This window comes from Pseudomonas sp. C5pp (assembly GCF_000814065.1).
Taxonomy (GTDB): Bacteria; Pseudomonadota; Gammaproteobacteria; order Pseudomonadales; family Pseudomonadaceae; genus Aquipseudomonas; species Aquipseudomonas asiatica.
Map to the genome: position 1 here is coordinate 11692 of NZ_JWLN01000030.1, position 24994 is coordinate 36685.

21 protein-coding genes are annotated in these 24994 nt (G+C 64.5%); 5 read left to right on the forward strand and 16 right to left on the reverse strand.

Going from position 1 to position 24994, the window contains the following annotated elements; genetic code table 11:
• Positions 1-49: 49 nt before the first annotated feature.
• The 7 genes from RR51_RS21695 to exaC all read right to left on the reverse strand — a co-directional run bounded on the left by RR51_RS21695 (position 50) and on the right by exaC (position 7802).
• Positions 50-865: a zinc-dependent peptidase gene (locus RR51_RS21695; RefSeq protein ID WP_039614642.1), complete on the reverse strand. Its 816-nt coding sequence runs from the start codon at positions 863-865 to the stop codon at positions 50-52.
• A gap of 9 nt (positions 866-874) precedes the next feature.
• Complete coding sequence (locus RR51_RS21700) at positions 875-1522, reverse strand: DedA family protein (protein ID WP_025337547.1); 648 nt, start codon at positions 1520-1522, stop codon at positions 875-877.
• 250 nt (positions 1523-1772) lie between these two features.
• Positions 1773-2231 (reverse strand): GNAT family N-acetyltransferase, encoded by a 459-nt coding sequence (locus RR51_RS21705; protein ID WP_003257044.1) that lies wholly within the window; start codon positions 2229-2231, stop codon positions 1773-1775.
• 108 nt (positions 2232-2339) lie between these two features.
• Positions 2340-3158: an ethanolamine ammonia-lyase subunit EutC gene (eutC, locus tag RR51_RS21710; RefSeq protein ID WP_038410336.1), complete on the reverse strand. Its 819-nt coding sequence runs from the start codon at positions 3156-3158 to the stop codon at positions 2340-2342.
• Between the two features lie 8 nt (positions 3159-3166).
• Positions 3167-4561 (reverse strand): ethanolamine ammonia-lyase subunit EutB, encoded by a 1395-nt coding sequence (locus RR51_RS21715; protein WP_013970694.1) that lies wholly within the window; start codon positions 4559-4561, stop codon positions 3167-3169.
• A gap of 46 nt (positions 4562-4607) precedes the next feature.
• Positions 4608-6056 carry an ethanolamine permease gene (eat, locus tag RR51_RS21720; protein WP_013970695.1) on the reverse strand — a complete coding sequence of 483 codons (1449 nt, stop codon included), beginning with the start codon at positions 6054-6056 and terminating at the stop codon, positions 4608-4610.
• Between the two features lie 225 nt (positions 6057-6281).
• Positions 6282-7802, reverse strand: coding sequence for an acetaldehyde dehydrogenase ExaC (exaC, locus tag RR51_RS21725; RefSeq protein WP_003257045.1), 1521 nt, complete (start codon positions 7800-7802; stop codon positions 6282-6284).
• A 255-nt stretch (positions 7803-8057) separates the two neighbouring features.
• Between exaC and RR51_RS21730 the strand changes: the two genes are divergently transcribed.
• The 4 genes from RR51_RS21730 to RR51_RS21745 all read left to right on the forward strand — a co-directional run bounded on the left by RR51_RS21730 (position 8058) and on the right by RR51_RS21745 (position 12372).
• Positions 8058-10046, forward strand: coding sequence for a sigma-54-dependent Fis family transcriptional regulator (locus RR51_RS21730; protein WP_039614643.1), 1989 nt, complete (start codon positions 8058-8060; stop codon positions 10044-10046).
• Positions 10047-10112: 66 nt separating this feature from the next.
• A complete protein-coding gene (gene mpl, locus RR51_RS21735) occupies positions 10113-11462 on the forward strand; it encodes a UDP-N-acetylmuramate:L-alanyl-gamma-D-glutamyl-meso-diaminopimelate ligase (RefSeq protein WP_015268803.1) in 1350 nt (449 codons plus the stop codon).
• Positions 11459-12088 carry a flavin prenyltransferase UbiX gene (ubiX, locus tag RR51_RS21740; protein WP_013970698.1) on the forward strand — a complete coding sequence of 210 codons (630 nt, stop codon included), beginning with the start codon at positions 11459-11461 and terminating at the stop codon, positions 12086-12088. The genes mpl and ubiX overlap by 4 nt, the downstream gene beginning before the upstream one ends.
• Positions 12085-12372, forward strand: coding sequence for a YceK/YidQ family lipoprotein (locus RR51_RS21745; RefSeq protein WP_039614644.1), 288 nt, complete (start codon positions 12085-12087; stop codon positions 12370-12372). The genes ubiX and RR51_RS21745 overlap by 4 nt, the downstream gene beginning before the upstream one ends.
• A 108-nt stretch (positions 12373-12480) precedes the next feature.
• Here RR51_RS21745 and RR51_RS21750 read toward each other — a convergent pair whose 3' ends face one another.
• From RR51_RS21750 to RR51_RS21780, 7 genes are all read right to left on the reverse strand, one after another.
• The gene (locus tag RR51_RS21750; protein ID WP_039614645.1) at positions 12481-13125 is read right to left on the reverse strand and encodes an oxidoreductase; all 645 of its coding nucleotides are present in this window, start codon (positions 13123-13125) and stop codon (positions 12481-12483) included.
• A gap of 27 nt (positions 13126-13152) precedes the next feature.
• On the reverse strand, positions 13153-14886 hold the full coding sequence (locus tag RR51_RS21755; RefSeq protein WP_039614646.1) for a C13 family peptidase: 1734 nt from the start codon (positions 14884-14886) through the stop codon (positions 13153-13155).
• 586 nt (positions 14887-15472) lie between these two features.
• Positions 15473-16537, reverse strand: coding sequence for a 2,3-butanediol dehydrogenase (locus RR51_RS21760; protein WP_232881192.1), 1065 nt, complete (start codon positions 16535-16537; stop codon positions 15473-15475).
• Positions 16538-16589: 52 nt separating this feature from the next.
• The gene (locus tag RR51_RS21765) at positions 16590-17696 is read right to left on the reverse strand and encodes an acetoin dehydrogenase dihydrolipoyllysine-residue acetyltransferase subunit (RefSeq protein ID WP_039614647.1); all 1107 of its coding nucleotides are present in this window, start codon (positions 17694-17696) and stop codon (positions 16590-16592) included.
• Positions 17693-18715: an alpha-ketoacid dehydrogenase subunit beta gene (locus tag RR51_RS21770; protein WP_039614648.1), complete on the reverse strand. Its 1023-nt coding sequence runs from the start codon at positions 18713-18715 to the stop codon at positions 17693-17695. The genes RR51_RS21765 and RR51_RS21770 overlap by 4 nt, the downstream gene beginning before the upstream one ends.
• Positions 18716-18748: 33 nt before the next feature.
• The gene (locus tag RR51_RS21775; protein WP_015268810.1) at positions 18749-19726 is read right to left on the reverse strand and encodes a thiamine pyrophosphate-dependent dehydrogenase E1 component subunit alpha; all 978 of its coding nucleotides are present in this window, start codon (positions 19724-19726) and stop codon (positions 18749-18751) included.
• A gap of 22 nt (positions 19727-19748) precedes the next feature.
• On the reverse strand, positions 19749-20804 hold the full coding sequence (locus tag RR51_RS21780; RefSeq protein WP_039614649.1) for an ATP-NAD kinase family protein: 1056 nt from the start codon (positions 20802-20804) through the stop codon (positions 19749-19751).
• A gap of 283 nt (positions 20805-21087) precedes the next feature.
• Here RR51_RS21780 and RR51_RS21785 point away from each other — a divergent pair, with 283 nt between their 5' ends.
• The gene (locus tag RR51_RS21785) at positions 21088-22941 is read left to right on the forward strand and encodes a sigma-54-dependent Fis family transcriptional regulator (protein WP_023662885.1); all 1854 of its coding nucleotides are present in this window, start codon (positions 21088-21090) and stop codon (positions 22939-22941) included.
• A 181-nt stretch (positions 22942-23122) separates the two neighbouring features.
• Here RR51_RS21785 and accC read toward each other — a convergent pair whose 3' ends face one another.
• Together accC and accB are read right to left on the reverse strand one after the other, a co-directional pair.
• A complete protein-coding gene (accC, locus tag RR51_RS21790; RefSeq protein ID WP_003257054.1) occupies positions 23123-24478 on the reverse strand; it encodes an acetyl-CoA carboxylase biotin carboxylase subunit in 1356 nt (451 codons plus the stop codon).
• Between the two features lie 17 nt (positions 24479-24495).
• Positions 24496-24960, reverse strand: coding sequence for an acetyl-CoA carboxylase biotin carboxyl carrier protein (gene accB / locus RR51_RS21795; RefSeq protein ID WP_003257055.1), 465 nt, complete (start codon positions 24958-24960; stop codon positions 24496-24498).
• Positions 24961-24994: the final 34 nt, after the last annotated feature.

Consider the following 24994-nt stretch of genomic DNA (forward strand, 5'->3'; position numbering starts at 1 on the left):
AGGCACATTCTGCATGGGCATGCCACGCCTGGCCTGATGTGCGGCCCCGTCAGGCGTGGCTTTCGCGGTATTCCGGGTGTTCGGCCTGCAGCCGGCACAGGCGCGCCAGCGGGTCTTGGCGGTAGAACAGCGACAACTGGCGGTAGACCTGTGGATAAGCCTGTTGCAGCAGGTCGGGAGCACTAAAGAAGTACTCGCTGGTTACGGCAAAGAACTCTGCGGGGTTCTCTGCGGCATATGGATCGATGGCGGTTTCGGCGTCGGGGTTGGCGTCCAGCTGGCGGTTGAGGTCGTCATAGGCCTGTTGCATGGCGGTTGCCCATTCATCCACGGGCATGCCGCTGTGCAGCGGCGGCAGGCCGTTGGCATCACCATTGAGCATGTCGAGCTTGTGCGCCAGTTCATGGATGACCAGGTTGTAGGCCTCCCAGCCACCACTGGCCAGCACGCCGCTCCAGGCGAGGATGATCGGGCCCTGCTGCCAGGCTTCGCCGCTGTGCTCACCGTCCCACACGTGCTCCACGCCACTGGCATCGCGGTGGCGCTGGGGGCTCTTGAAGTCGTCGGGGTAGAGGATGATTTCGTGGAAACCCTGGTACCAGTTCAGCTCGCCCAGGTGCAGCAGCGGCAACTGCGCCTGGGCGGCCAGCAACAGGCGCTGCTCGTCATCCGGCTCGACGCCGGGCAGGCAGGTGAGGTGCTTGTCGAGCAGGAACAGGATGCAGGCTTCACGCAGCCAGCGATCCTCTTCGTCAGTGATGCCGTCCAGGATCGGCAGGCGCTCGCGCACGGCCTGCCATTGCTGGGGGGTGATGGGATAGCGCGCCAGGGTGCGCTTGCGCCGCCAGGCGCTGAACGACCACATCGGCAAGTTTCAGTGCGCTTTGGCCGTGCGGCCCAGGCGGCCACGCAGCAGGCCGAGGATCATCGGTACCAGCGACAGGATGATGATGCCCACCACCATCAGCGACAGGTGCTGTTTGATGAATGGCACGTTGCCGAAGAAGTAGCCCAGGGTCACCAGGCCACCGACCCACAGCAGCGAACCGGCGACGCTGAAACCGAGGAAGCGCGGGTAGTGCATGTGGGCGATGCCGGCGACGAACGGCGCAAAGGTGCGCAGGATGGGCAGGAAGCGCGCCATGGTCACGGTCTTGCCGCCGTGGCGTTCATAGAAGTCGTGGGTACGCTGCAGGTAGTCGCGACGGAAGATCTTCGAGTTGGGGTTGTTGAACAACCGCTCGCCCGCCGTGCGGCCGATCACATAGTTGGTGCTGTCGCCGAGGATCGCGGCGGCCATTAGCAGGCCGGCCAGCAGCAACGGGTCCATGCCGCCACCGGCGGCCACGGCGCCGGCAATGAACAGCAGCGAATCGCCAGGCAGGAAGGGCATGACCACCAGCCCGGTTTCACAGAAGATCACGGTGAAGAGGATGGCGTAGATCCAGGGGCCGTAGTTGGTGACCAGCAGATCGAGGTAGGCATCGAGATGCAGGATAAGGTCCAGCGGGTTGAAATCCATGTACAGCACCTGTGTTCTTGGGCGTAGGCTCGGTTACCTGCGGATGGGTAAATTTTCACACACGACAGGTGGGCCATTATACGGCTAAGTCAGGATCATGCCCGGGGAGTTTGTAGCGGGGGGTTACGGCAGGGGGTATTCCTGTACCGGCCCTTTCGCGGGCATGCCCGCTCCCACAGGGATATCACTGCTTCCTAAGGCTGTGCTGTACCTGTGGGAGCGGGCGAGCCCGCGAAAGGGCCGGTGCAGGTCAATCCTGGCTGATCGGCAGGATATAGCTCTTGAACTCGTTATCCTCACGAAACCCGATGGATTCGTAAGTCTTGTGCGCTACCTCATTGTCCGCGCTGGTCGACACCCGCATGCGCACGGCGTTGGTTTCCTTGGCCATTTTCTTCGCCTCGCGCATCAGGTGGTCGGCCACCAGCATGCGCCGCGAGTCCTCGGCCACGTAGATATCGTTGAGAATCCATACCCGCTTCAGCGACAGCGACGAGTAGCTCGGGTACAGCTGGCAGAAGCCCAGCAGCTTGCCGTCATCATCATCGGGTAGCGCCAGGTAGATCACCGACTCATCCCGCTTCAGGCGCTTTTCCAGGAAGCTGCGCGAACTGTCGGGGTAGGGTAGCTGCCCATAGAACTCGCGGTATTTGACGAACATCGGCGTAAGCAGATCGAGGTGTTCCAGGGTTGCCTTGATGATGCGCATGTGCGGCCCTCAGAGTCCATTAGGGGAAACAGCGGATTGCCAGCAGCTTTCAAAGGCATGCTGCCCAATGCTTGGCGCAAGTGCAATCCGCCTTCCGTGACATGTTTTTTATCCTTTGCCGAGCAGGAAGTTACCTTTCTGGCCGGTGCTGTTTTCGCTCTCCAGGCTATGGACCTCGGCCTCGTCCTTTAGATTCACCCCGGAAAGCTGGCGCCGGCAGGCTTCGCGCATCAAGTACAGCAAGCGGTGCGCCGCCATGCCATAACTCAGGCCCTCCAGGCGGATGTTGGAAATGCAGTTGCGGTAGGCATCGGTCAGGCCGACCTTTGGTGCATAGGTGAAGTAAAGGCCAAGGCTGTCGGGCGAGCTGAGCCCCGGGCGTTCGCCGATCAGCATCACGGTCATCCGTGCGCCCAGCAGTTCACCGACCTCGTCGGCCACTGCCACGCGGCCCTGCTGCACCAGCACCACCGGGGCGCTGGTCCAGCCGTCGGCGGCGGCCTGTTCCTCGAAGCGCGCCAGAAACGGCAGCGTGTGGCGGTGCACGGCCAGCGCCGATAGGCCGTCAGCGACGACGATGGCCAGGTCGACCCCGCCGGGGTTGGCCTGGGCATGCTGGCGCAGCACGGCAACCGAATCTTCGCTCAGCCGTCGCCCCAGGTCCGGGCGTTGCAGGTACTGGTTGCGGTCGCTGGCGGCGCTGTGCAGCACCAGGCTTTCGCGCCCGCGGTCACTCAGCTGGGTAGCCAGGCCGGCATGGTCGAAGGCCAGATGCACGGCATCGCGTGCCTGGGCGTGGGCGAACTGGAAGTCCAGTTGCGCACCGGTAGGCAGGCTGGTGCCGGTACGGCCCAGGGCAATGCGCGCCGGGGTCAGGTTGCGCAGGGCCAGCCAGGGGTTTTCGGGGGTAGGCGTGCGGTGGTCCATGGTCATCCCTATGCAAGCTGTGCCAAGGCCTGGCGGAAGGCCGGCGGCAGGTTGTCACCGAAGCGCACCCGGCCATCGGCCTGGGTGAAGATGCCGGTGCGGGCCAGCCATGCCTCGAATTCCGGCCCAGGCTTAAGGCCCAGGGTCTGGCGCGCGTACAGCGCGTCGTGGAACGAGGTGGTCTGGTAGTTGAGCATGATGTCGTCGGAGCCTGGGATACCCATGATGAAGTTGATCCCGGCCACGCCCAGCAGGGTCAGCAGGGTGTCCATGTCGTCCTGGTCGGCTTCGGCGTGGTTGGTGTAGCAGATGTCGCAACCCATCGGCACTCCCAGCAGCTTGCCGCAGAAGTGGTCTTCGAGGCCGGCGCGGATGATCTGCTTGCCGTTGTACAGGTATTCGGGGCCGATGAAACCGACCACCGTGTTGACCAGGAACGGCTTGAAGTGGCGGGCCACGGCATAGGCGCGGGTCTCACAGGTCTGCTGGTCGACGCCGTGGTGGGCGTTGGCCGACAGCGCGCTGCCCTGGCCGGTTTCGAAGTACATCAGGTTCTGCCCGAGGGTGCCGCGTTTCAGCGAAAGGCCCGCTTCGTAGCCTTCCTGCAGCACGTTCAGGTTGATGCCGAACCCGGCGTTGGCCGCCTCGGTGCCGGCAATGGACTGGAACACCAGGTCCAGTGGTACGCCACGGTTGATCGCCTCGATCGAGGTGGTGACGTGGGTCAGCACGCAGGCCTGGGTGGGGATGTCGTAGCGCTGGATGATGGCGTCGAGCATCTCCAGCAGGGCGCAGATCGAGGCGATGCTGTCGGTGGCCGGGTTGATGCCGATCATGGCGTCACCGTTGCCGTACAGCAGGCCGTCGAGAATGCTGGCGGCGATGCCGGCCGGCTCGTCGGTCGGGTGGTTGGGCTGCAGCCGGGTCGACAGGCGCCCGCGCAGGCCCATGGTGCCACGGAACCGGGTGACCACGCGGATCTTCTGTGCCACCAGCACCAGGTCCTGCACGCGCATGATCTTCGACACCGCTGCGGCCATTTCCGGCGTCAGCCCGGGTGCCAGGCTGCGCAGGCTGTCCTCGTTGGCCTCTTCGCTCAGCAGCCAGTCGCGCAGGCCACCCACGGTCAGGTGGCTGACCGGGGCGAAGGCCTGGGCGTCGTGAGTGTCGATGATCAGGCGCGTGACTTCATCATCTTCGTAAGGGATCAGCGCTTCGTTGAGGAAATGCGTCAGCGGGATATTGGCCAGGGCCATCTGCGCGGCGACCCGTTCGCCATCATTGCTGGCCGCCACGCCCGCCAGGTAGTCCCCCGAGCGGGCGGGGCTGGCCTTGGCCATCACTTCCTTGAGGCTGTCGAAGCGGTAGACCAGGTGGCCGACCGTGTGTACGAAACTTGCCATACAGAGTCTCCAGAGCCGTGGGTTGCCCCACGGCGGGTGGCGGCGATCAGTGCAAGGCCTCTTCGGCCTTCTGGATCGCGGCGAATTCCTCTTCCGGTGTACCCGCGACCAGGTGGTGGCGGCTGTAGAAAGCAAAGTAGGCAATTAATACCGCATAGATCACTGCGGCGCCAATCACCACCCGTGGGTCGACCAGGAAGCCGGCGACCACGGCGATGCAGGCCAGTACCAGTGCCAGGCCCGAGGTGAAGATGCCACCGGGGGTGCGGTATGGGCGCTCCATCTTCGGCCGGCGGATGCGCAGGGTGATGTGCGCGGCCATCATCAGCACGTACGACAGGGTAGCGCCGAACACCGCCACCAGGATCAGCAGGTCACCTTGGCCAGTCAGCGACAGGGCAAAGCCGATGATCCCGGGGATGATCAAGGCCAGTACCGGGGCCTTGCTCTTGTTGGTTTCCGACAGCTTGCGCGGCAGATAACCGGCGCGGGACAGGGCGAAGATCTGCCGGGAGTAGGCGTAGATGATCGAGAAGAAGCTGGCGATCAGCCCGGCCAGACCGACCAGGTTGACGAAGCCGCCCATCCAGGTGCTACCGCCGTAGGCCTTGGACAAGGCTTCTACCAGCGGGTTGCCGGACGCTTTCAGTGCTTCGGACCCTGCGCCGCCGGGGCCGACCACCAGGATCAGCAGGGCGAAGGCCAGCAACACCAGCATGGCGCCGATCAGGCCGCGGGGCAGGTCACGCTTGGGGTTCTTGGTTTCTTCGGCAGCCAGCGGCACGCCCTCTACGGCAAGGAAGAACCAGATGGCATAGGGGATGGCCGCCCACACGCCGACATAGCCGAACGGCAGGAAGCTGCTGGCGCCCACAGCGTCCGTTTTGGCGATGTCGAACAGGTTGGCTGCATCAAAATGGGGCACCATGCTCACCAGGAACACGGCCAGGGCGATGGCTGCGATGGCGGTGATGATGAACATCAGCTTCAACGCCTCACCCACGCCAAAGATGTGGATGCCGATGAACACGATGTAGAACGCCAGGTAGATCATCCAGCCACCGATGCCGAACAGTGACTGGCAGTAGGCGCCGATGAACACCGCGATGGCAGCGGGGGCGATGGCGTACTCGATGAGGATCGCCGTGCCGGTGAGGAAGCCGCCCCAGGGGCCGAATGCGCTGCGGGCAAAGCCGTAGCCGCCGCCTGCGGTGGGGATCATCGACGACAGTTCGGCCAGCGAGAAGCACATGCACAGGTACATGGTGGCCATCAGCAGGGTGGCGAGGAACATGCCGCCCCAGCCGCCCTGGGCCAGGCCGAAGTTCCAGCCGGCATAGTCGCCGGAGATGACGTAGGCCACGCCCAGGCCGACCAGCAGGACCCAGCCGGCGGCACCTTTTTTCAGTTCACGTTGCTGGAAATAGTCCGAGCCGACTTTTTCGAAGTCGACGGAAGAGCCTGCCGGCGAGCCGGCGGAATGATCGCTTGGCATAGTTTCACCTGTTGTTTTTCTTGGTGGCCGGACGGGTTCCGGGCCGATGGTGATGGGTACTGCAGGAAGCGAGCCAGAGCGTTGGTGCACGGTTACCGCTCTGGGTTTTGTATATGCAGGCCTGGCCTCTTCGCGGGTGAATCCGCTCCTACAGGGGGTGTACAGCGCCTTAAGCAAGCGCAGTACCTGTGGGAGCGGGTTTACCCGCGAAGAAGGCGACGCGGTTTAGAAGAAGCCCAACGGATTGATGTCGTAGCTCACCAGCAGGTTCTTGGTCTGCTGATAGTGGTCGAGCATCATCTTGTGCGTCTCACGCCCGACCCCCGACTTCTTATAGCCACCGAACGCGGCATGCGCCGGGTACAGGTGGTAGCAGTTGGTCCACACGCGGCCAGCCTTGATCCCACGGCCCATGCGGTAGGCACGGTTGATGTCGCGGGTCCACACGCCGGCACCCAGGCCGAACTCGGTGTCGTTGGCGATTGCCAAGGCTTCGGCTTCGTCCTTGAAGGTGGTGACGCTGACCACCGGGCCGAAGATTTCTTCCTGGAACACGCGCATCTTGTTGTTGCCCTTGAGCAGGGTCGGCTGGATGTAGTAACCGGTGGCCAGCGAGCCTTCCAGTTTTTCGACCTTGCCACCGGTCAGCAACTCGGCGCCTTCCTTCTGGGCGATGTCCAGATACGACAGGATCTTCTCGAACTGCTGTTGCGAGGCCTGCGCTCCGACCATGGTGTCGGTGTCCAGCGGGTCGCCGCGCTTGATCTGCAGCACCTTCTTCATCACCACTTCCATGAACTGCGGGTAGATCGACTCCTGTACCAGTGCCCGTGACGGGCAGGTGCATACCTCGCCCTGGTTGAAGAACGCCAGCACCATGCCTTCGGCCGCCTTCTCGATGAAGCTTGGCTCGGCTTGCATGATGTCTTCGAAATACACGTTCGGCGACTTGCCGCCCAGTTCGACGGTGGACGGGATGATGTTCTCGGCGGCGCATTTCATGATGTGCGAGCCAACCGGGGTCGAGCCGGTGAAGGCGATCTTGGCGATGCGCTTGCTGGTGGCCAGTGCTTCACCGGCTTCGCGGCCATAGCCTTGCACCACGTTGAGCACGCCTTTTGGCAGCAGGTCACCGATCACTTCCAGCAGCACGGTGATGCCCAGCGGGGTCTGTTCGGCAGGCTTGAGCACCACGCAGTTGCCGGCGGCCAGGGCCGGGGCGAGTTTCCAGGCGGCCATCAGGATCGGGAAGTTCCACGGGATGATCTGCCCGACCACGCCCAGTGGCTCATGGATGTGATAGGCCACGGTGCCTTCGTTGATTTCCGCGGCGCCGCCTTCCTGGGCGCGGATGCAGCCAGCGAAGTAGCGGAAGTGGTCGACCGCCAGCGGAATGTCGGCATTGAGGGTTTCGCGGATCGGCTTGCCGTTGTCCCAGGTTTCGGTAATGGCCAGCAGTTCGAGGTTCTGCTCGATACGGTCGGCGATCTTCAGCAGAACGTTGGAGCGGTCCTGCACTGAAGTGCGGCCCCAGGCGTCGGCCGCAGCGTGGGCGGCATCCAGGGCTTTGTCGATGTCTTCGGCAGTGGAGCGAGGGAATTCAGCGATCAGCTTGCCATTCACCGGGGAGGTATTTTCGAAGTACTGCCCCTTTACCGGAGGAACGAACTCACCACCGATGTAGTTGCCGTAGCGGCTCTTGAAGGAAACCTTCGCGCCTTCGGTACCGGGATGTGCGTAACGCATGGTGTGTCTCCTGGCTATTGTGTTTGTTAGGGAGTTGGAAAGCGTAGAGCAAAGGTTGGGCCAGCGTTTCGAGCGCCAGGCAAATCAATGACTTGGCTCGGTTCTTTGGGCCTGGCCCACGATCTCTGTGCCAGCGCCGGTACGCGCGGGGGTGACACTTTGTGCCATTTGCGACACGTAACCGGAGGGTGCATTGCAAAGCCTTCCCGGGTGGAGGATGCTGGCGAGACTCTCTATCTGCGGAGAACTACAACAATGCAGAGCAATCATTTCAGTCGCCATGCCCAGCAAGTCCATACCGTCGCCCATGGTGGGGCCGGGGAGGGTGGCAGTGACCCGTCCATCGCCCGCTCCTGGCTACGCTGCCTGGAGGACTACCACCTCGACCCGTCGGTGATCGAGGCCCCGGTGGTGCTCGAGCATGGGCGCCTGCTGGAAAGCCGCGAGCGCCTGCGCCAGGTGCTGCAGATTGCCGACCATGAAATGAACAGCCTGCACCAGCAGCTTTCCGGGGCCGGCCATGCGGTGCTGCTGACCGATGCCCGTGGGGTGATCCTCAATTGCGTCAGCGCGCCGACCGAGCGGCGCAGCTTCGAGCGTGCCGGGCTGTGGCTGGGCGCTGACTGGAGCGAGGCGCGCGAGGGCACCAACGGCATCGGCACATGCCTGGTCGAGCGCCAGGCGCTGACCATTCACCAGAACGAGCACTTCCGCGGTCGCCACACCGGCCTGACCTGCTCGGCCAGCCCGGTGTTCGACCCGCATGGCGAGCTGCTGGCAGTGCTGGATGTGTCTTCGGCGCGGCCCGACGTTTCCCGGCAGAGCCAGTTCCACACCATGGCCCTGGTCAACCTGTCGGCGAAGATGATCGAAAGCTGCTACTTCCTGCGCCATTTCGAACAGCAATGGCTGCTGCGTTTTCACCTGCAGGCCGAGTCGGTCGGCCTGTTCAGCGAAGGCCTGCTGGCGTTCGACGGTGACGGGCGCATCTGCGCCGCCAACCAGAGCGCGCTGAACCTGCTGGGCACGGTGCGTGGTGGCGTGCTGGGCAAACCGCTGGAACGCTTTTTCGCTTGCAGCCACGACGAACTGTTCAGCCGCGCCACGCCTGGCGGCAGCACGGCGTGGCCGCTGCATACCCTGGACGGGCGCCAGGTGTTCGCCAGCCTGCGTGGCCAGGCTCGCGCACCGGTGTGGTCGGTGCCAGCCGCCCAGCCGCGGCCCACGCGGGAAGTGGAGCCGCTTATCTGCCTGCTCGACCCCGCCTTGCAAAACGACTTCCGCCGCAGCGTGCGGGTGTTCGAGCGCGATGTGCCGCTGTTGCTGCGCGGCGAAACCGGCTGTGGCAAGGAGGCTTTTGCCCAGGCCGTGCATCAGGCCAGCGAGCGGCGCGGCAAGCCGTTCGTCGCCATCAACTGCGCCTCGATCCCGGAAAGCCTGATCGAGAGCGAACTGTTCGGCTACCGCGGCGGCAGCTTTACCGGTGCACGCAAGGAAGGCATGCGCGGCAAGCTGCTGCAGGCCGATGGCGGCACCTTGCTGCTGGACGAGATTGGCGACATGCCACTGGCCCTGCAAACCCGCCTGCTGCGCGTGCTGGAGGAGCGCCAGGTGGTGCCGATCGGTGGCGAGCCGCAGGCGGTAGACGTGCGCATCGTCAGCGCGACCCACCGTGACCTGCTGGAGCGGGTGGAGCAGGGCAGCTTCCGCGAGGACCTGTATTACCGGCTGAATGGTCTGGAAGTGGCATTGCCTGCGGTGCGCGAGCGCAGTGACAAGGCGCAGTTGCTGGACTTTCTGCTGCGTCAGGAGGCGCAGGGAGAACCGATCGATATCGAGCCCAGGGCGCGGCAGGCACTGCTCGACTTCGCCTGGCCGGGCAACGTGCGGCAGATGCGCAACGTGCTGCGTACCCTGGTGGCGCTTTGCGAAGACTCCCGCATCGTGTTCCCGGATCTCCCCACCATTCTCCGCAACAGCACCGTCCCTGTAGGAGCGGCCTTGTGTCGCGAAAGGGCCGCAGAGCGGCCCCAGGGTCTCAGCAGCGCCGACCAATCTGCAGGGGCTGCGTCGCAGCCCGATCGCGACACAAGGCCGCTCCTACAGGATGCGGAGCGGCAAGCATTGTTGGAGACGCTAGATGCAAAACACTGGCACCTCACCCGTGTCGCCGAGCACTTGGGCATCAGCCGCAATACCTTGTATCGAAAACTGCGCAAACACGGCATCACCAGAGCCGACTGAGCGAAACATCTGGTGCGATTTGTCGCGCCCTGGGCTACCCTGCCTCGATGTTTTGCGAGGTCGACCATGCATATTCACATTCTCGGTATTTGCGGCACTTTCATGGGCTCGCTGGCGGTGCTGGCCAAGGAACTTGGCCACCGCGTCACCGGCTCGGACGCCAACGTCTATCCACCGATGAGCACCCAGCTTGAAGCCCAGGGCATCGAGCTGACCCAAGGATATGACCCGGCCCAGCTGGACCCGGCGCCAGACCTGGTGGTCATCGGCAACGCCATGTCGCGTGGCAACCCGGCGGTGGAGTACGTGCTGAACAAGGGGCTGCCCTATGTTTCCGGCCCGCAGTGGCTGGCCGACCACGTGTTGCAGGGCCGCTGGGTGCTAGCCGTTGCCGGTACCCACGGCAAGACCACGACCAGCAGCATGCTGGCCTGGGTGCTGGAACACGCTGGCATGAGCCCGGGCTTCCTGATTGGCGGTGTGCCGCAGAACTTCTCGGTGTCGGCGCGCCTGGGCGATACGCCGTTCTTCGTGGTCGAAGCCGACGAGTACGACAGCGCCTTCTTCGACAAGCGCTCGAAGTTCGTCCACTACCACCCGCGCACGGCGATCCTCAACAACCTCGAGTTCGACCATGCGGACATCTTCCCCGACCTGGCCTCGATCGAGCGGCAGTTCCACCACCTGGTACGCACCATTCCCAGCGAAGGCCTGGTCATCCACCCCACCACCGAACAGGCGCTGGAGCGGGTGATCGGCATGGGTTGCTGGACCCCGGTGCAGACCACCGGCGAAGGTGGCCAGTGGCAAGCCCGTCTGCTCAGCCCCGACGGCTCGCGCTTCGAAGTGCTGTTCGACGGCGAAGCGCAGGGTGTGGTGGACTGGGCGCTGACTGGCCAGCACAACGTCGCCAACGCCCTGGCTACCCTGGCAGCGGCGCGCCATGTAGGCGTGGTGCCAGCCATGGGCATCGAAGGCCTGAGCGCCTTCAAGAGCGTCAAGCGGCGTATGGAGAAGGTTGCCGAAGTGCAGGGCGTGACCATCTACGATGACTTCGCCCACCACCCGACCGCCATCGCCACCACCCTGGACGGCCTGCGCAAGCGCGTTGGCGAAGCCCCGGTGATCGCCGTGATCGAGCCGCGCTCCAACTCGATGAAGCTCGGTGCCCACCGTGACGGCCTGCCGGAAAGCGTCAACGACGCCGACCAGGTGATCTGGTACGCCCCGGCCAACCTTGGCTGGGACCTGGCTGCCACCGCCGCGCAATGCAAAGTGCCCAGCGTGGTGGCCGACAGCCTCGAAGCGATCATCGAGCGGGTCAAGGGCCAGGCCCGCCCAGGTACCCATGTGGTGATCATGAGCAACGGCGGCTTCGGCGGCCTGCACGGCAAGCTGGCCGAGGCACTGAAGTGAGCGGGCCGGAACGCATCACCCTGGCCATGACGGGCGCCTCTGGTGCCCAGTATGGCCTGCGCCTGCTCGACTGCCTGGTGCGTGAGGACCGCGAGGTGCACTTCCTGATCTCCAAGGCCGCGCAACTGGTGATGGCTACCGAGACGGACGTGGTGCTGCCGGCCAAGCCACAGGCGATGCAGGCCTTCCTCACCGAATATACCGGCGCTGCCGACGGGCAGATCCGCGTGTATGGCAAGGAAGACTGGATGTCGCCGGTGGCCTCGGGCTCCGGCGCCCCGGCGGCAATGGTAGTGGTGCCCTGTTCCACTGGGACCTTGTCGGCGATTGCCACTGGTGCCTGCAACAACCTGATCGAACGTGCTGCTGACGTTACCCTCAAGGAGCGCCGCCAACTGATCCTGGTGCCGCGCGAGGCGCCGTTCTCCACCATCCACCTGGAGAACATGCTCAAGCTGTCGCAGATGGGCGCGGTGATCCTGCCGGCGGCGCCGGGCTTTTATCACCAGCCGCAGACCATCGACGACCTGGTCGACTTCGTGGTCGCGCGCATTCTCAACCTGCTGAACATTCCCCAGGACATGTTGCCGCGCTGGGGTGAGCACCACTTCGGGGTGGATGATTGAAGCGAGCGCTGGTGGGCTTGCTGGCGCTGGTGCTGCTCGGTGGCTGCGCCACGGTGCGCACGCTGGATGCCAACAAGCCCGGGGCACCGGTGGTGTATGCCGGTACCCGGTTGGACTTGTATGTGATCAATGGCGGGTGCTGCCCGCGGGTTCATTACGGGGCTGAGGCGCCAGCGTATCCGGGGCTGGACCTGCCGGGGAGCATGTTGCTCGATACCTTGTTGCTGCCGTTGTCGTTGCTGACAGCGGCCGGTGTGGGCTTCCAGGCCACTGGTGGCCTGTAAGGGCCCTTTCGCGGGCACGCCCGCTCCTACAGGATCTGTGTAATCTTCATGTGATCACTGTACCTGTGGGAGCGGGCGTGCCCGCGAAGAGGCCATCACAAGTGAAGCCTACTTCTTGCCCAACCTGCGCAACTCATCCGACTCCACAATCCGCACCCCGTCCTCTTCCTCCAGCGCCAGCCGCCACAGCGCCCGGGCCAAGGTACAAGCCTCGATCCCCCGATACTTCCCGGGTATCAGCTTGGCAAACGGCGAAGCCAACTGTTCGCCGAGCCGCGGCTCGACCCGCTCACCCAGCAGCAACGACGGCCGCACGATGGTCAGCTGCGGCCAATCCTGAGCCTTGAGAGCCTCCTCCATCTCACCCTTGACCCGGTTGTAGAAAATCGACGATTTCGGGTCGGCGCCCAATGCACTGACCACCAGCAGATGCCGCGCGCCCAACTCCCGGGCACGCTTGCTGAAAGCCACCACCATGTCCAGGTCCACCGCGCGGAAGGCCGATTCGGAACCGGCCTGCTTCAGCGTGGTGCCCAGGCAGCAATAGGCGATATCGACCCGCCCACCCAGTTGTGGAAGGAACACAGCCGGGTCGCCTACCGGGTTTTCCAGGTGCGGGTGCTCGGCCAATGGCCGGCGGGTAGGCGCCAGTACGCGAGTGATGGTGGGCTCGTTGAGCAGACGGTCAAGCAGGTGTTCACCTGTCAGACCCGTGGCACCGGCAAGCAGGACATGCTGAGGCGTCAAATACATGATGTCTCTCCCTTGTTACACACAAGCTTAGTGGCTGCCGGGCGTTTGCGCCTGTTCCCCCACGTTGGCCTGTGCGGCGTTACGCAATGCTTCTTCGGCCTGTTGCCGGCGCAGGTGCTGCCAGTGCTCAAGCACCTTCGGCGGCGCCCACAGCTGCGGTTCGGAGGCCTCGAAACCTTCCCTTTGTTCTCTTTCGGCAACGCTGGCGCGCGCCAGTTCAAACGCCTGTTTCAGGTCGTCGGTCTGGTTCAGCGCTTCGGCGAACAGGGCATCGCCGAAATAGGTGAAATCGGCTTCTTCCGAACAACCGAAAGACACGCGGTCGGCCCGGGCGGCGGTCATGATCAGCGTGCGCTCATCTTTGAGCGGCGTGATGTAGCCCCCTGAATAGCAGGCGGATATGACAATCACCTTGTCGCGGTTCTTCAGCGGTGCCAGCGCGCTCGCGAGCTCGTCGGCAGACAGATCGGCCAGCTGCAGGCGCGGTTGGTCGAGTACCAGCTGATGGTCCTGGCTGCCATGACTGGTGAGATAGATGAACACCAGGTCTTCGGGGCCGCTGCGCTCGGCCAGGGTGCGGGCGGCGCGGGTCAGGTTTTCGCGTGTGGCCATGGCTCGGGTGGTCATGTGGTCGCGGTGGTTGACCAGGGTCACCTGGCCACTGGCGCCAAAGCGCACCTTGAGCATGTTGCTGACATAGTCGGCTTCGCGCATGAACACGCTCTGCTGGCCATCGCCGGCCACCACCAGGCTGTATAGCTGAACTGGTGGCGCCGAGCGCGGTACCCGGGCCAACGCTTCATCCAGCAAATGGCCCTGGTTGAGCAGCGCCAGGTCCAGCGGGTCAGGCAACAGCTTGCCGTTCTGGTCCCGTACGCGCACGCCGTTGCTCCAGGTGCCACTTTCGACCTTGCCGTTGGCCAGGATCAGCCGGCCCTGGCCGTGGTAGGCATCGTTGAGAAAGCCACCGATATACTTGCTGCCGTCGGCCAGCTGCAGGCTGCCCTGGCCCGACAGGCGCCAGTCGGCGAAGGTGCCTTTGTAGTGGCTGCCATCGCTGCCCAGCAGTTCGCCTTCGCCAACCAGCGAGCCGTCCTTGAATTCGCCGATCCACACATCACCATCGGCATTTTCGTAGCGGCCACGGCCTTCCAGGCGGTTGTCCTTGAACTCGCCGATGTACTGCTCGCCGTCAACGCTATCGTAGGTGCCGCTGCCTTCCAGCTGGCCATTGATGAAGTGGCCGCTGAACTGGTTGCCGCTGGCATCGCTGCGCACCCCGGCGCCGTTGGGCTTGCCCTTGGCGAACAGGCCCTGGTAGCGGCTGCCGTCGGCCAGTTCCAGCTCGCCGGCGCCTTCGTACAGGTCGTCCTTGAACTGGCCGCGGTAGGTCTGGTCGGCTTGCTTGAGGGTGCCTTCGCCGTCGCGGCGGCCGTGGCTGAAGGTGCCGGCATAGTGGCTGCCCGGGGTAGTCAGCTCGCCCAGCCCCTGGAACAGCCCTGCGGCGAACTGGCCGCGATACACCTCGCCGTTGCGGCCGTGCCATTCGCCCTGGCCGTGCCATTGGCCGTCCTTGAAGGTACCGGCGTACCAGCTGCCGTTGGGGTAGTCGATCCGGCCCTCGCCTTGCAACAGGCCATCGACCACCTGCCCCCGGTACCGCCCACCGTCAGGCAGGCGCGCGTCCGGCGGGAGCAGCGATTCGCCATCGCCGCAGGCGGCGAGCAGCAGGACCAGGGTGACGGGGAGCAGTGAACGCATGGCGAGAACCGGGCAATAGGTCTGCCGAGTATGACGCAGAATGGGATCCTGAAACAGCGAACGCATGTGCTGGCGCAGCTCTCGAGCCTGCACTGCATTGAAAAGCTGGCACTGAACCTGTGGGAGCGGGCGTGCCCGCGAACACCGGCGAAGCCGGTGCCATGTACCGTGTGGCTTTCTTCGCGGGTGAACCCGCTCCCACAGGCATTGCGGTGAATTTCAGCTTTGCGCACTCCCTGTGGGAGCGGCTTTAGCCGCGAACACCGGCGAAGCCGGTGCCAGGCACCGTGTGGTCTTCTTCGCGGGTGAACCCGCTCCCACAGGTATTGCGGTGAATTTCAGCTTTGCGCAATCCCTGTGGGAGCGGCTTTAGCCGCGAACACCGGCGAAGCCGGTGCCAGGCACCGTGTGGTCTTCTTCGCGGGTGAACCCGCTCCCACAGGTATTGCGGTGAATTTCAGCTTTGCGCAATCCCTGTGGGAGCGGCTTTAGCCGCGAACACCGGCGAAGCCGGTGCCAGGCACCGCGTCGCCTGCTTCGCGGGCACGCCCGCTCCCACAGGTTCCGTGTTGCCTTTGAGGTGCAATCAGCGCACGCCCGGCGACACGATGATCTTCACGTTCTCCTCCTTGTTGTTGACCAACTCCTCGAAGCCCAGCTCGACAATCTGCTCCAGCCCGATCCGCCCGGTCACCAGCGGGCGAATGTCCAGCCTGCCGTCAGCGATGAAGGCAATCACATCGGCAAACTCGCCGTTGTACGCCAACGCGCCCAGCACCTGCTTTTCGGTGGACACCAGTTCGAAGAAGTTGAACTCGCTAGGCTCCTCGAATATCCCCACCAACACGCACTTGCCCGCCTTGCGGATGGTGTCGATGGCCAGCTTGGCCGTGTGCTTGTTGCCGATGCATTCAAAACTCACATCCGCGCCGAGCCCGGCAGTGAGCTTGCGGATTTCCACCAGGGCGTCGCACTGGCTGGGGTCCAGCACCACGCTGGCGCCAACCTCCTTGGCCTTGGCCTTGCGTGCCGAGGACATTTCCAGGGCGATCACCTGCGCCGCGCCAGCCGCCTTGGCACACATGATGGTGCACAGGCCGATGGTGCCGGCGCCGACTACCACCACCGTCTGGCCAAGCAGGCTGCCGGCCTTCTTTACCGCATGCATGCCCACCGCCAGCGGTTCGATCAGCGCCCCAGCCTCAGCCGGGAAACCCTGCGGCAGCCGGTACAGCAGGTTGGCGGGCACGTTGACCAGTTCGGCAAAGGCGCCATTGTTCATCAGGCCGGTGAAGGCCAGGCGCTCGCAGATGTTGTACAGGCCGTGGGTGCAGTAGTAGCAGGTGCCGCAATGCTGGCAGGCGTCCGCAGCCACCGGGTCACCGACGGCAAAACCTTCCACGCCTTCACCCAGCTTGGCGATCTGGCCGCAGAACTCGTGGCCGAGGATGCACTGGCCCTGGATGCCGGTCAGCGGGTGCGGTGCCTCCACCGGGATGAATACCGGGCCAGCGACGTATTCGTGCAGGTCGGAGCCGCAGATGCCGCACCAGTCCACCTTGATCTGCACCCAGCCGGGCGCAGGGTCGGCCGGCAGGGGCACCTGTTCGACGCGAATATCATTGCGGCCATGCCAGACGGCGGCGCGCATGTGGGTGTGGCTCAGGTCGTTCATTGTTGTTCTCCAGGCTCACGGAAAGGGCTTAGTGCTTGCGCAGGAACGCGAGCAGTTGCTGGTTGACCTGTTCGGCCGCCTCCATTTGCACCATATGGCCAGCCTCGGGCAGCACCAGTACTTCAGCCTCCAGCCCTTCGGCATGGCTGGCCGGGATGATCGCGTCCTTGCCGCCCCACACCACCAGGGCCGGGTGTTGTCCCAGCACCCCGCGCAGGTCGTGGCGCTGCCGGTCGCCGTCGGCGATGGCCGATGCCAACAGGCGCAACGCGTCGTCCACGCCTTCCAGTCGCTTGAACTTGAGCATGTCCTCCAGCATCTGCCGCGTTACCAGTGCGGGGTCGGCAAACAGCTGTACCATCTGCGGTTTGAGGGCATTGCGGTTGGCGGCAGCGACGAAGCCTTGCAGGTACTGTCCGTTGATCTCCTCGCCCAGCCCGGCACTGGCCACCAGGCTCAGGCTGGCCACCCGTTGCGGCGCCAGGCGCGCCACGTTCAGGCTGACCGCGCCGCCCATGGAGTGGCCGGCCAGGTGGGCCTTGGCGATGTCCAGGTGGTCGAGCAGGGCCAGTACGGTTTCGCTCAACTCATCCAGGTCGCCCCGTTGCAGGGCCTTGGCCGACTCGCCATGGCCCGGCAGGTCGAGGGCGATTACCCGTCGCTCGGCAGCCAGCGCCGGGTGGTTGAACAGCCAGTTGTTGAGGTCGCCACCAAAACCGTGCACCAGCACCAGCGGCGTGCCGCCTTCACCCAGCTCGAACCAGCGCAACTGCCGGCCAGCCACTTCAGCCTTCTGTGGCGCCGGCCCTTGGGCCTGGTCGGCGCCACCCTCGGCAACGAACTCGGCCTGGAAGCGCTGCACCACGGCATCGATTTCAGCCTCTTCGGCTTCGCCTTCCACTACCACCGCCAGCAGGGCACCGACCGGCAGGGTTTCATCAGGCCTGGCCACCTGGCGGCGCAACACACCGCTGAACGGGGCTTCGACGCTGCTGCTGATCTTGTCGGTCTCGACGTCCAGCACCTCGTCGCCCTTGTTGATTTCGTCACCTTCCTGCTTCAGCCAGGTATCCACCCGGCCTTCGGTCATCGACAGGCCCCACTTGGGCATGGTCAGGGTATGGATCTGGCTCATGCGGCACTCCTTGCGGCTTCGATCACTTTGCGTACCGCAGCCTCGATCTTCGCCGCGTCGGGGATGTACAGGTCTTCCAGGGCATCGGAGAACGGCACGGGAGTATGCGGGGCGGTGACCATTTCGATCGGGCCCTTGAGCGCGCCGAAGGCCTTCTGTGCCACCAGCGCGCTGATGTCGGTGGCCATGGAGCAACGCGGGTTGGCTTCGTCGATCACCACCATGCGGCCGGTCTTTTCCACGCTTTCCAGGATGCTGTCCTCATCCAGCGGGCTGGTGGTGCGCAGGTCCAGCACCTCGCAGTCGATACCCTGGCGGGCCAGGTTGTTGGCGGCCTCCAGCGCCACATGCACCATGCGGCCATAGGTGACCAGGGTCACGTCGTCGCCATCACGCAGGAAGTTGGCCTCACCGAACGGTACGGTGTACACCTCTTCCGGCACCTCTCCCTGCATGCTGTAGAGCAGCTTGTGCTCGCAGAAGATCACCGGGTCGTTGTCGCGGATCGCCTGTATCAACAGGCCCTTGGCATCGTACGGCGAGGACGGGCAGACCACCTTCAGGCCGGGAATGTGCGTCCACAGCGAGGTGAGCATCTGCGAGTGCTGGGCCGCCGCGCGCAGGCCGGCGCCGTACATGGTGCGCATCACCAGCGGGGTGACCGCCTTGCCGCCGAACATGTAGCGGAACTTGGCGGCCTGGTTGAGGATCTGGTCCAGGCAGCAGCCGGCGAAGTCGACGAACATCAGCTCGCACACTGGGCGCAGGCCCTGGGTGGCAGCACCGACGGCGGCGCCGACGTAGCCGATTTCGGATAGTGGCGCGTCGAGCACGCGCCCCGGGAACTGATGGTAAAGGCCCTTGGTCACGCCCAGCACGCCCCCCCAGGCGTCATCCTCGCCGGGGGCACCGGCGCCGCCGGCAACGTCTTCGCCAATGATGAACACCGTGTTGTCGCGGCGCATTTCCTGGGCCAGGGCTTCGTTGATGGCCTGCTGGTAGCTGATCTTTCTTGCCATGGTGATTCTCCTGTTGTTCTTGTAATCCGCGGCTCAGGGGTAGGCGACGTAGACGTCGGTGAGCAGGTCGGCGGGCTGTGGCTTGGGATCGGACTTGGCGCGGCGCACGGCGTCTTCGATCAGGTCCTCGACGCGGGCGTCGATGGCGTCCAGTTGCGCAGCCGTGAGCAGGCCGGCGCGGGTGGTCTTGTTGCGGAACTGCATGAGGCAGTCGCGGGATTCGCGCAGGTTCTTCACTTCGTCCGGGGCGCGGTAGGTTTGTGCATCGCCTTCGAAATGGCCGTAGTAGCGGCTGAGCTTGACCTCGATCAGCGACGGGCCTTGCCCGGAACGTGCACGTTCGATGGCAGCGCCGGCGGCTTCGTACACGGCAAAGAAGTCGAAACCGTCGATGGTGACACCGGGCATGCCGAACCCGGCCGCGCGGTCGGCGATATGGTCGCAGGCAACCGACCAGGTCGAGGCGGTGGCTTCGGCGTAGCCGTTGTTCTCGGCCACGAAGATGCACGGCAGGTTCATGATCGAGGCCATGTTCATGGCTTCGAACACGGCGCCTTCGTTGGAGGCGCCATCGCCGAAGAAGGCCACCGATACATCGTCGCGGCCTTTGATCTTGGCCGCCAGCGCCGCCCCGGCCACCAGCGGAGCGCCGGCACCGACGATGCCGTTGGCGCCGAGCATGCCTTTTTCCAGGTCGGCGATGTGCATCGAACCGCCCTTGCCGCCGCACACGCCGGTCTTCTTGCCGTAGATCTCGGCCATCATGCCGTACACGTCCACACCCTTGGCGATGCAGTGGCCGTGGCCGCGGTGGGTCGAGGCGATACAGTCGCTATCGCGCAGGTGGGCCATGACTCCAGCGGCGGAAGCCTCTTCGCCGGCATACAGGTGCACGAAGCCAGGGATCTCGCCGGTGGCGAACTCGACGTGCAGGCGTTCTTCGAAGGCACGGATGGTGCGCATCACTTCATAGGCATGCAGCAGTTGTTCGGTACTGAGTTGATTGGACATCTTGTTGTTCTCCGGGGTTGTCTCAACACGGGGTTGCAGGGTGCAGCCGATGGCCACGGGGCACGGCCAGCAAGTGATGGCGGGCGGCGTGCGCCAGTACGGCCTCGACGTCCACGCTCAATGGGCCTTGGTGGTCGAGGGTGATGGTGGGGCTGTCATGCTCGGCGAATTCGATTTCGCGCTCGCCGTCCAGCGCCAGGGTGCCGCTGGCCAGGCTCAGGCGATGGGCTACGCCGGGCGTCAGGGCGCCGCTGGCGGTGATGCCGCAGCCTTGCAGCAGGCCGGGTGCCAGTGGTGCGAGCAGCGCTTGTTCAGCACCGGGGTTCAGGCGTACCCAGGCACCGTGCGGGTCCTGGCGCGAGACCGGGCACCACAGGCCGCACAGGGCCGAGAGACCGATGGCATGGGGTTCGGCGAAACAGGCGAAGACTTCGCAAAGGTCTTCGCTGCGGCTCAGTGCCCGAGCGCCGATGAAGCGCTGGGGCGATACCGCCACCTCCACCAGTGCCCATTCGGCAAGCTGTTGTTCGGGCACCTTCACCAGCAGGCGCTTGTTGCGGCGCAGGCCGATGCTGGCTGGTACCCGGCCGCTGGCAAGCAGGCCGCCGGCCAGGCCGGCGCTGGTGGCCTCGCGCAGTTCGGGGAAGGCATTGTTGGTGCCGGTGGACAAGGTCAGCAGCGGTACGTCACCGGCCTCGGCAGCAACTGCCTTGTGGGTGCCGTCGCCGCCGAGCACTGCAATCATCGCCACGCCGCGTTCGACCATGCGCCGGGTGGCCAGGCGGGTATCGGCAACGGTCTGGGTCAGCGGCAGGTCGAGGATCTCGATGGCCGGCCAGTGCTGGTCCTGGGCGACCGGGCCCTGGCTGGCCTTGAGCACGGCAGCGGCGATGCCGGTCATGTCGCTGGGCAGCAGCACCTGGCCGATGCCGGTAGCACCGAAGGCAGCGAGCAGGCGCTGGATCGCCGATGCCTTGTCGGTACTCGAATAGAGCCCGGCGTTGGCGGTCAGGCGGCGCAGATCGCGGCCAGAGGCAGGGTTGGCAATGATCCCGACGGTCGGGGCGGGTAGCGGCATGGCGCACCTCGTATTCTTGTTTGCCAGGGCAGGAGCAAGCACGGTGCCAGCTTCTTCTGAATTGGCTGAAGTGCCCGCAATAGAGAGGTTTTATTGCGCTCCGGCAGGTGCTGATGGTTCTGCTGGCGAGACGCCCGGTGCCAGTGCGGGGCCGACGTTGCCGAGACGCTGAGACGCTGCGTCTCAAGCCGGCCGGTAATCACGCAGTGCTTGTCGGGGCATGCCCGGAAGCGCTTAATGACCGGACAACGATAAAAACAGCAACGAGAACCGGAGGGCCTGAATGCTTGCCGCGAACTCCCGAGCCCATGTCGACTGCGTCAGCAGGGTGCTGAAGAATGCCGACCGCCTGCCGCAGGCGCCGGTGCCACCGCTGATCCTCGATTCATGGCGCCGTTCCATGGAGCTGTACCGCCTCGACCCCGGATCCCAGCAGGGGCCGCGCATCCTGTCCCAAAGCCTGCTCAACGAATGCCGCGAGCGCGCCGAACTGTTCCTGCGTATCGCCAGCGATGCCGTGGCCCGCCTGCATGAGCGGGTGCGCGGTGCCGACTACTGCGTGCTGCTCACCGACGCCTTGGGGCGCACCATCGATTACCGGGTCGAGTCGGCCATCCGCAACGATTGCCGCAAGGCCGGGCTGTACCTGGGCACCTGCTGGTCGGAGGGCGAGGAGGGCACCTGCGGCGTGGCGGCGGTGTTGACCAGCAAGGCGCCGGTCACGGTGCACAAGCGCGACCACTTCCGCGCTGCGTTCATTGGCCTGACCTGTACGGCGGCACCGGTGTTCGACCCGCTGGGCGAGTTGCTGGGCGTGGTGGATGTCTCGGCTTTGCAGTCGCCAGACGACCGCCGCAGCCAGCACCTGATCCGCCAATTGGTCGAGCAGACTGCGCGCGAGATCGAAAATGCCTTCTTCATGCACAGTGCCCAGGGCCATTGGGTAATGCGTGCCCATGGCACGCCGGGCTATGTGGAAAGCCAGCCCGACTACCTGCTGGCCTGGGATGGCGATGGCCGCCTGCAGGCGATCAACAGCCTGGCGCGCCAGCGCCTGGTGGAGCACCTGGGGCGTTTGCCCGAGCACATTGGCGAGCTGTTCGACATGGACCAGTTGCGCCGCGTGAACGCATCGTCCGCTCAACGCCTGCCGGGCCTGGGTGGGCTGTACGGCCGGGTCAGCGCACCCCGCCAGCGCCAGCGTGCGCAGCCGTTGCGCCAGGCCCAGGACGCCCGTATCGAGCAGCATTTGCGCCTGGCCACGCGGGTCAAGGACTGCAATCTGGCGGTGCTTGTGCAAGGCGAGACGGGGGCCGGCAAAGAGGTATTCGCCCGCCAGCTGCATCAGCAAAGCCTTCGTCGCGATGGCCCGTTCGTCACCCTGAACTGCGCGGCCATCCCGGAAAGCCTGATCGAGAGCGAGCTGTTCGGCTATGTGGCCGGGGCCTTCACCGGGGCTTCCAGCAAAGGTATGCAGGGGCTGTTGCAGCAGGCCGATGGCGGCACGCTGTTCCTCGACGAAATCGGTGACATGCCGCTGAACCTGCAAACCCGGTTGCTGCGCGTGCTGGCGGAGGGTGAAGTGGCGCCGCTGGGCGCGGCGCGGCGGGAGCGGGTGGATATCCAGGTGATTTGCGCGACCCACCGCGATTTGGCGGCGATGGTGGAGGATGGGCGTTTTCGTGAGGACCTGTACTTCCGCCTGGCCAATGCCCGCTTCGAGTTGCCGCCGCTGCGCGAGCGTGAGGACCGCTTGGGGTTGATTCACCAGTTGCTGGCCGAGGAAGCCGAGGCCTGCGGAGTCGAGGTGGTGTTGGCGGATGATGCGCTGCAGGCGCTGCTGGTTTACCGCTGGCCGGGGAATTTGCGCCAGCTGCGGCAGGTGTTGCGCTATGCATGTGCGGTGAGCGAGGACGGGCGGGTGCAGGTGCAGGACCTGCCGCAGGAGGTGCGCGGCGAGGTAGTCGCGTCGGCTGAAAGCAGCATGTCCTGTCCGGCCCGGCAGTTGCTGCTGGATGCGCTGATCCGCCATCGCTGGAAGCCGGCCGATGCGGCGCGGGCTCTGGGAATATCGCGGGCAACCTTGTACCGGCGGGTGCATGAGCACCACATCGAGATGCCGCGGATGAAGGGCTGAGTCACGCGGACCTGTAGGAGCAGCCTTGTGCTGCGAAAGGGCCGGCATGAGCAAAAAATTTGTTCGGGAAGTAATGGCCTCTTCGCAGCACAAGGCTGCTCCTACAGGGTTTCTGCCAAACCAGTGATCCATAAAAAACCCCGGAACAAGTCCGGGGTTTTCAGTACATCACACTACGCGATCACTCCTGGCTAGCCAGTTTGTGCTCGAGGTAGTGAATGTTGACGCCGCCTTTGCAGAAGCCTTCATCACGCACCAGGTCGCGGTGCAGCGGGATGTTGGTCTTGATGCCGTCGACGACGATCTCGTCCAGGGCATTGCGCATGCGCGCCATGGCTTCGTCGCGGTCCTTGCCGTAGGTGATCAGCTTACCGATCAGCGAGTCGTAGTTCGGCGGAACCGAGTAACCGCTGTACAGGTGCGAATCAACACGCACGCCGTTGCCGCCCGGGGCGTGGAAGTGCTTCACCTTGCCTGGGCTCGGGATGAACTTCTTCGGGTCTTCGGCGTTGATACGGCATTCCAGCGCATGGCCACGGATGACCACGTCTTCCTGGCGGAACGACAGCTTGTTGCCAGCGGCGATGCTCAGCATCTCCTTGACGATGTCGATACCGGTCACCATCTCCGACACCGGGTGCTCAACCTGCACGCGGGTGTTCATCTCGATGAAGTAGAAGCGGCCGTTCTCGTACAGGAACTCGAAAGTACCCGCACCACGGTAGCCGATCTCGATGCACGCATCGACGCAGCGCTTGAACACTTCCTGACGGGCTTTCTCGTCGATGCCCGGGGCTGGCGCTTCTTCCAGTACCTTCTGGTGACGGCGCTGCAGCGAGCAGTCACGGTCACCCAGGTGAATGGCGTTGCCTTGGCCGTCGGACAGTACCTGTACTTCCACGTGGCGTGGGTTGGTCAGGAACTTCTCCAGATAGACCATCGGGTTGCCGAAGGCTGCACCGGCTTCGGTACGGGTGAGCTTGGCCGAGGAAATCAGGTCCTCTTCCTTGTGCACCACACGCATGCCGCGACCACCACCGCCACCGGCGGCCTTGATGATCACCGGGTAGCCGACGTCACGAGCAATCGCCAGGGCGACTTCTTCATCTTCCGGCAGCGGGCCATCGGAGCCCGGTACGGTCGGTACGCCCGACTTGATCATCGCGTCCTTGGCCGAAACCTTGTCGCCCATCAGGCGAATGGTGTCGGCTTTCGGGCCGATGAAGGCGAAACCGGATTTTTCCACCTGCTCGGCGAAGTCGGCGTTTTCCGCCAGGAAGCCGTAGCCCGGGTGAATCGCGGTGGCGCCGGTCACTTCGGCGGCAGCGATGATTGCCGGGATATGCAGGTAGGAATCCTTGGACGATGCAGGGCCGATGCAGACCGACTCGTCTGCCAGGCCCAGGTGCATCAGTTCACGGTCGGCGGTGGAGTGCACGGCGACTGTCTTGATACCCAGCTCTTTGCAGGCACGCAGGATCCGCAGGGCAATTTCCCCGCGGTTGGCGATCAGGACTTTTTCGAGCTTCCCAGACATCGTTGGCTCTCCGCGATTCAAACGATGGTGAACAGCGGCTGGTCGAACTCAACCGGCTGGCCGTCTTCTACCAGGATGGCGTCGATGACACCGCCGACATCGGCTTCGATGTGGTTCATCATCTTCATGGCTTCGACGATGCACAGGGTGTCGCCCTTCTTCACGGTCTGGCCAACTTCAGCGAAGTTCGGCGAGGTCGGCGAAGGCTTGCGGTAGAAGGTACCTACCATCGGCGAGCGGATCACGGTGCCTTTCAGGGCCGGGGCGGCGGCAGCGGCTTCAGCGGCCGGAGCGGCAGCGGCGGCGACCGGGGCAGCAGCAGGGGCAGCGGCTACCGGAGCCGGTGCGAAGTACTGCTGGGCAGCTGGGGTCTTGCTGTGACGGCTGATACGGACCGACTCTTCGCCTTCCTTGATCTCCAGTTCGTCGATGCCAGACTCTTCCAGCAGCTCGATCAGTTTCTTGACTTTACGGATATCCATTAATCATCAACTCCCAAAGGTTCGGTCAGGGGGC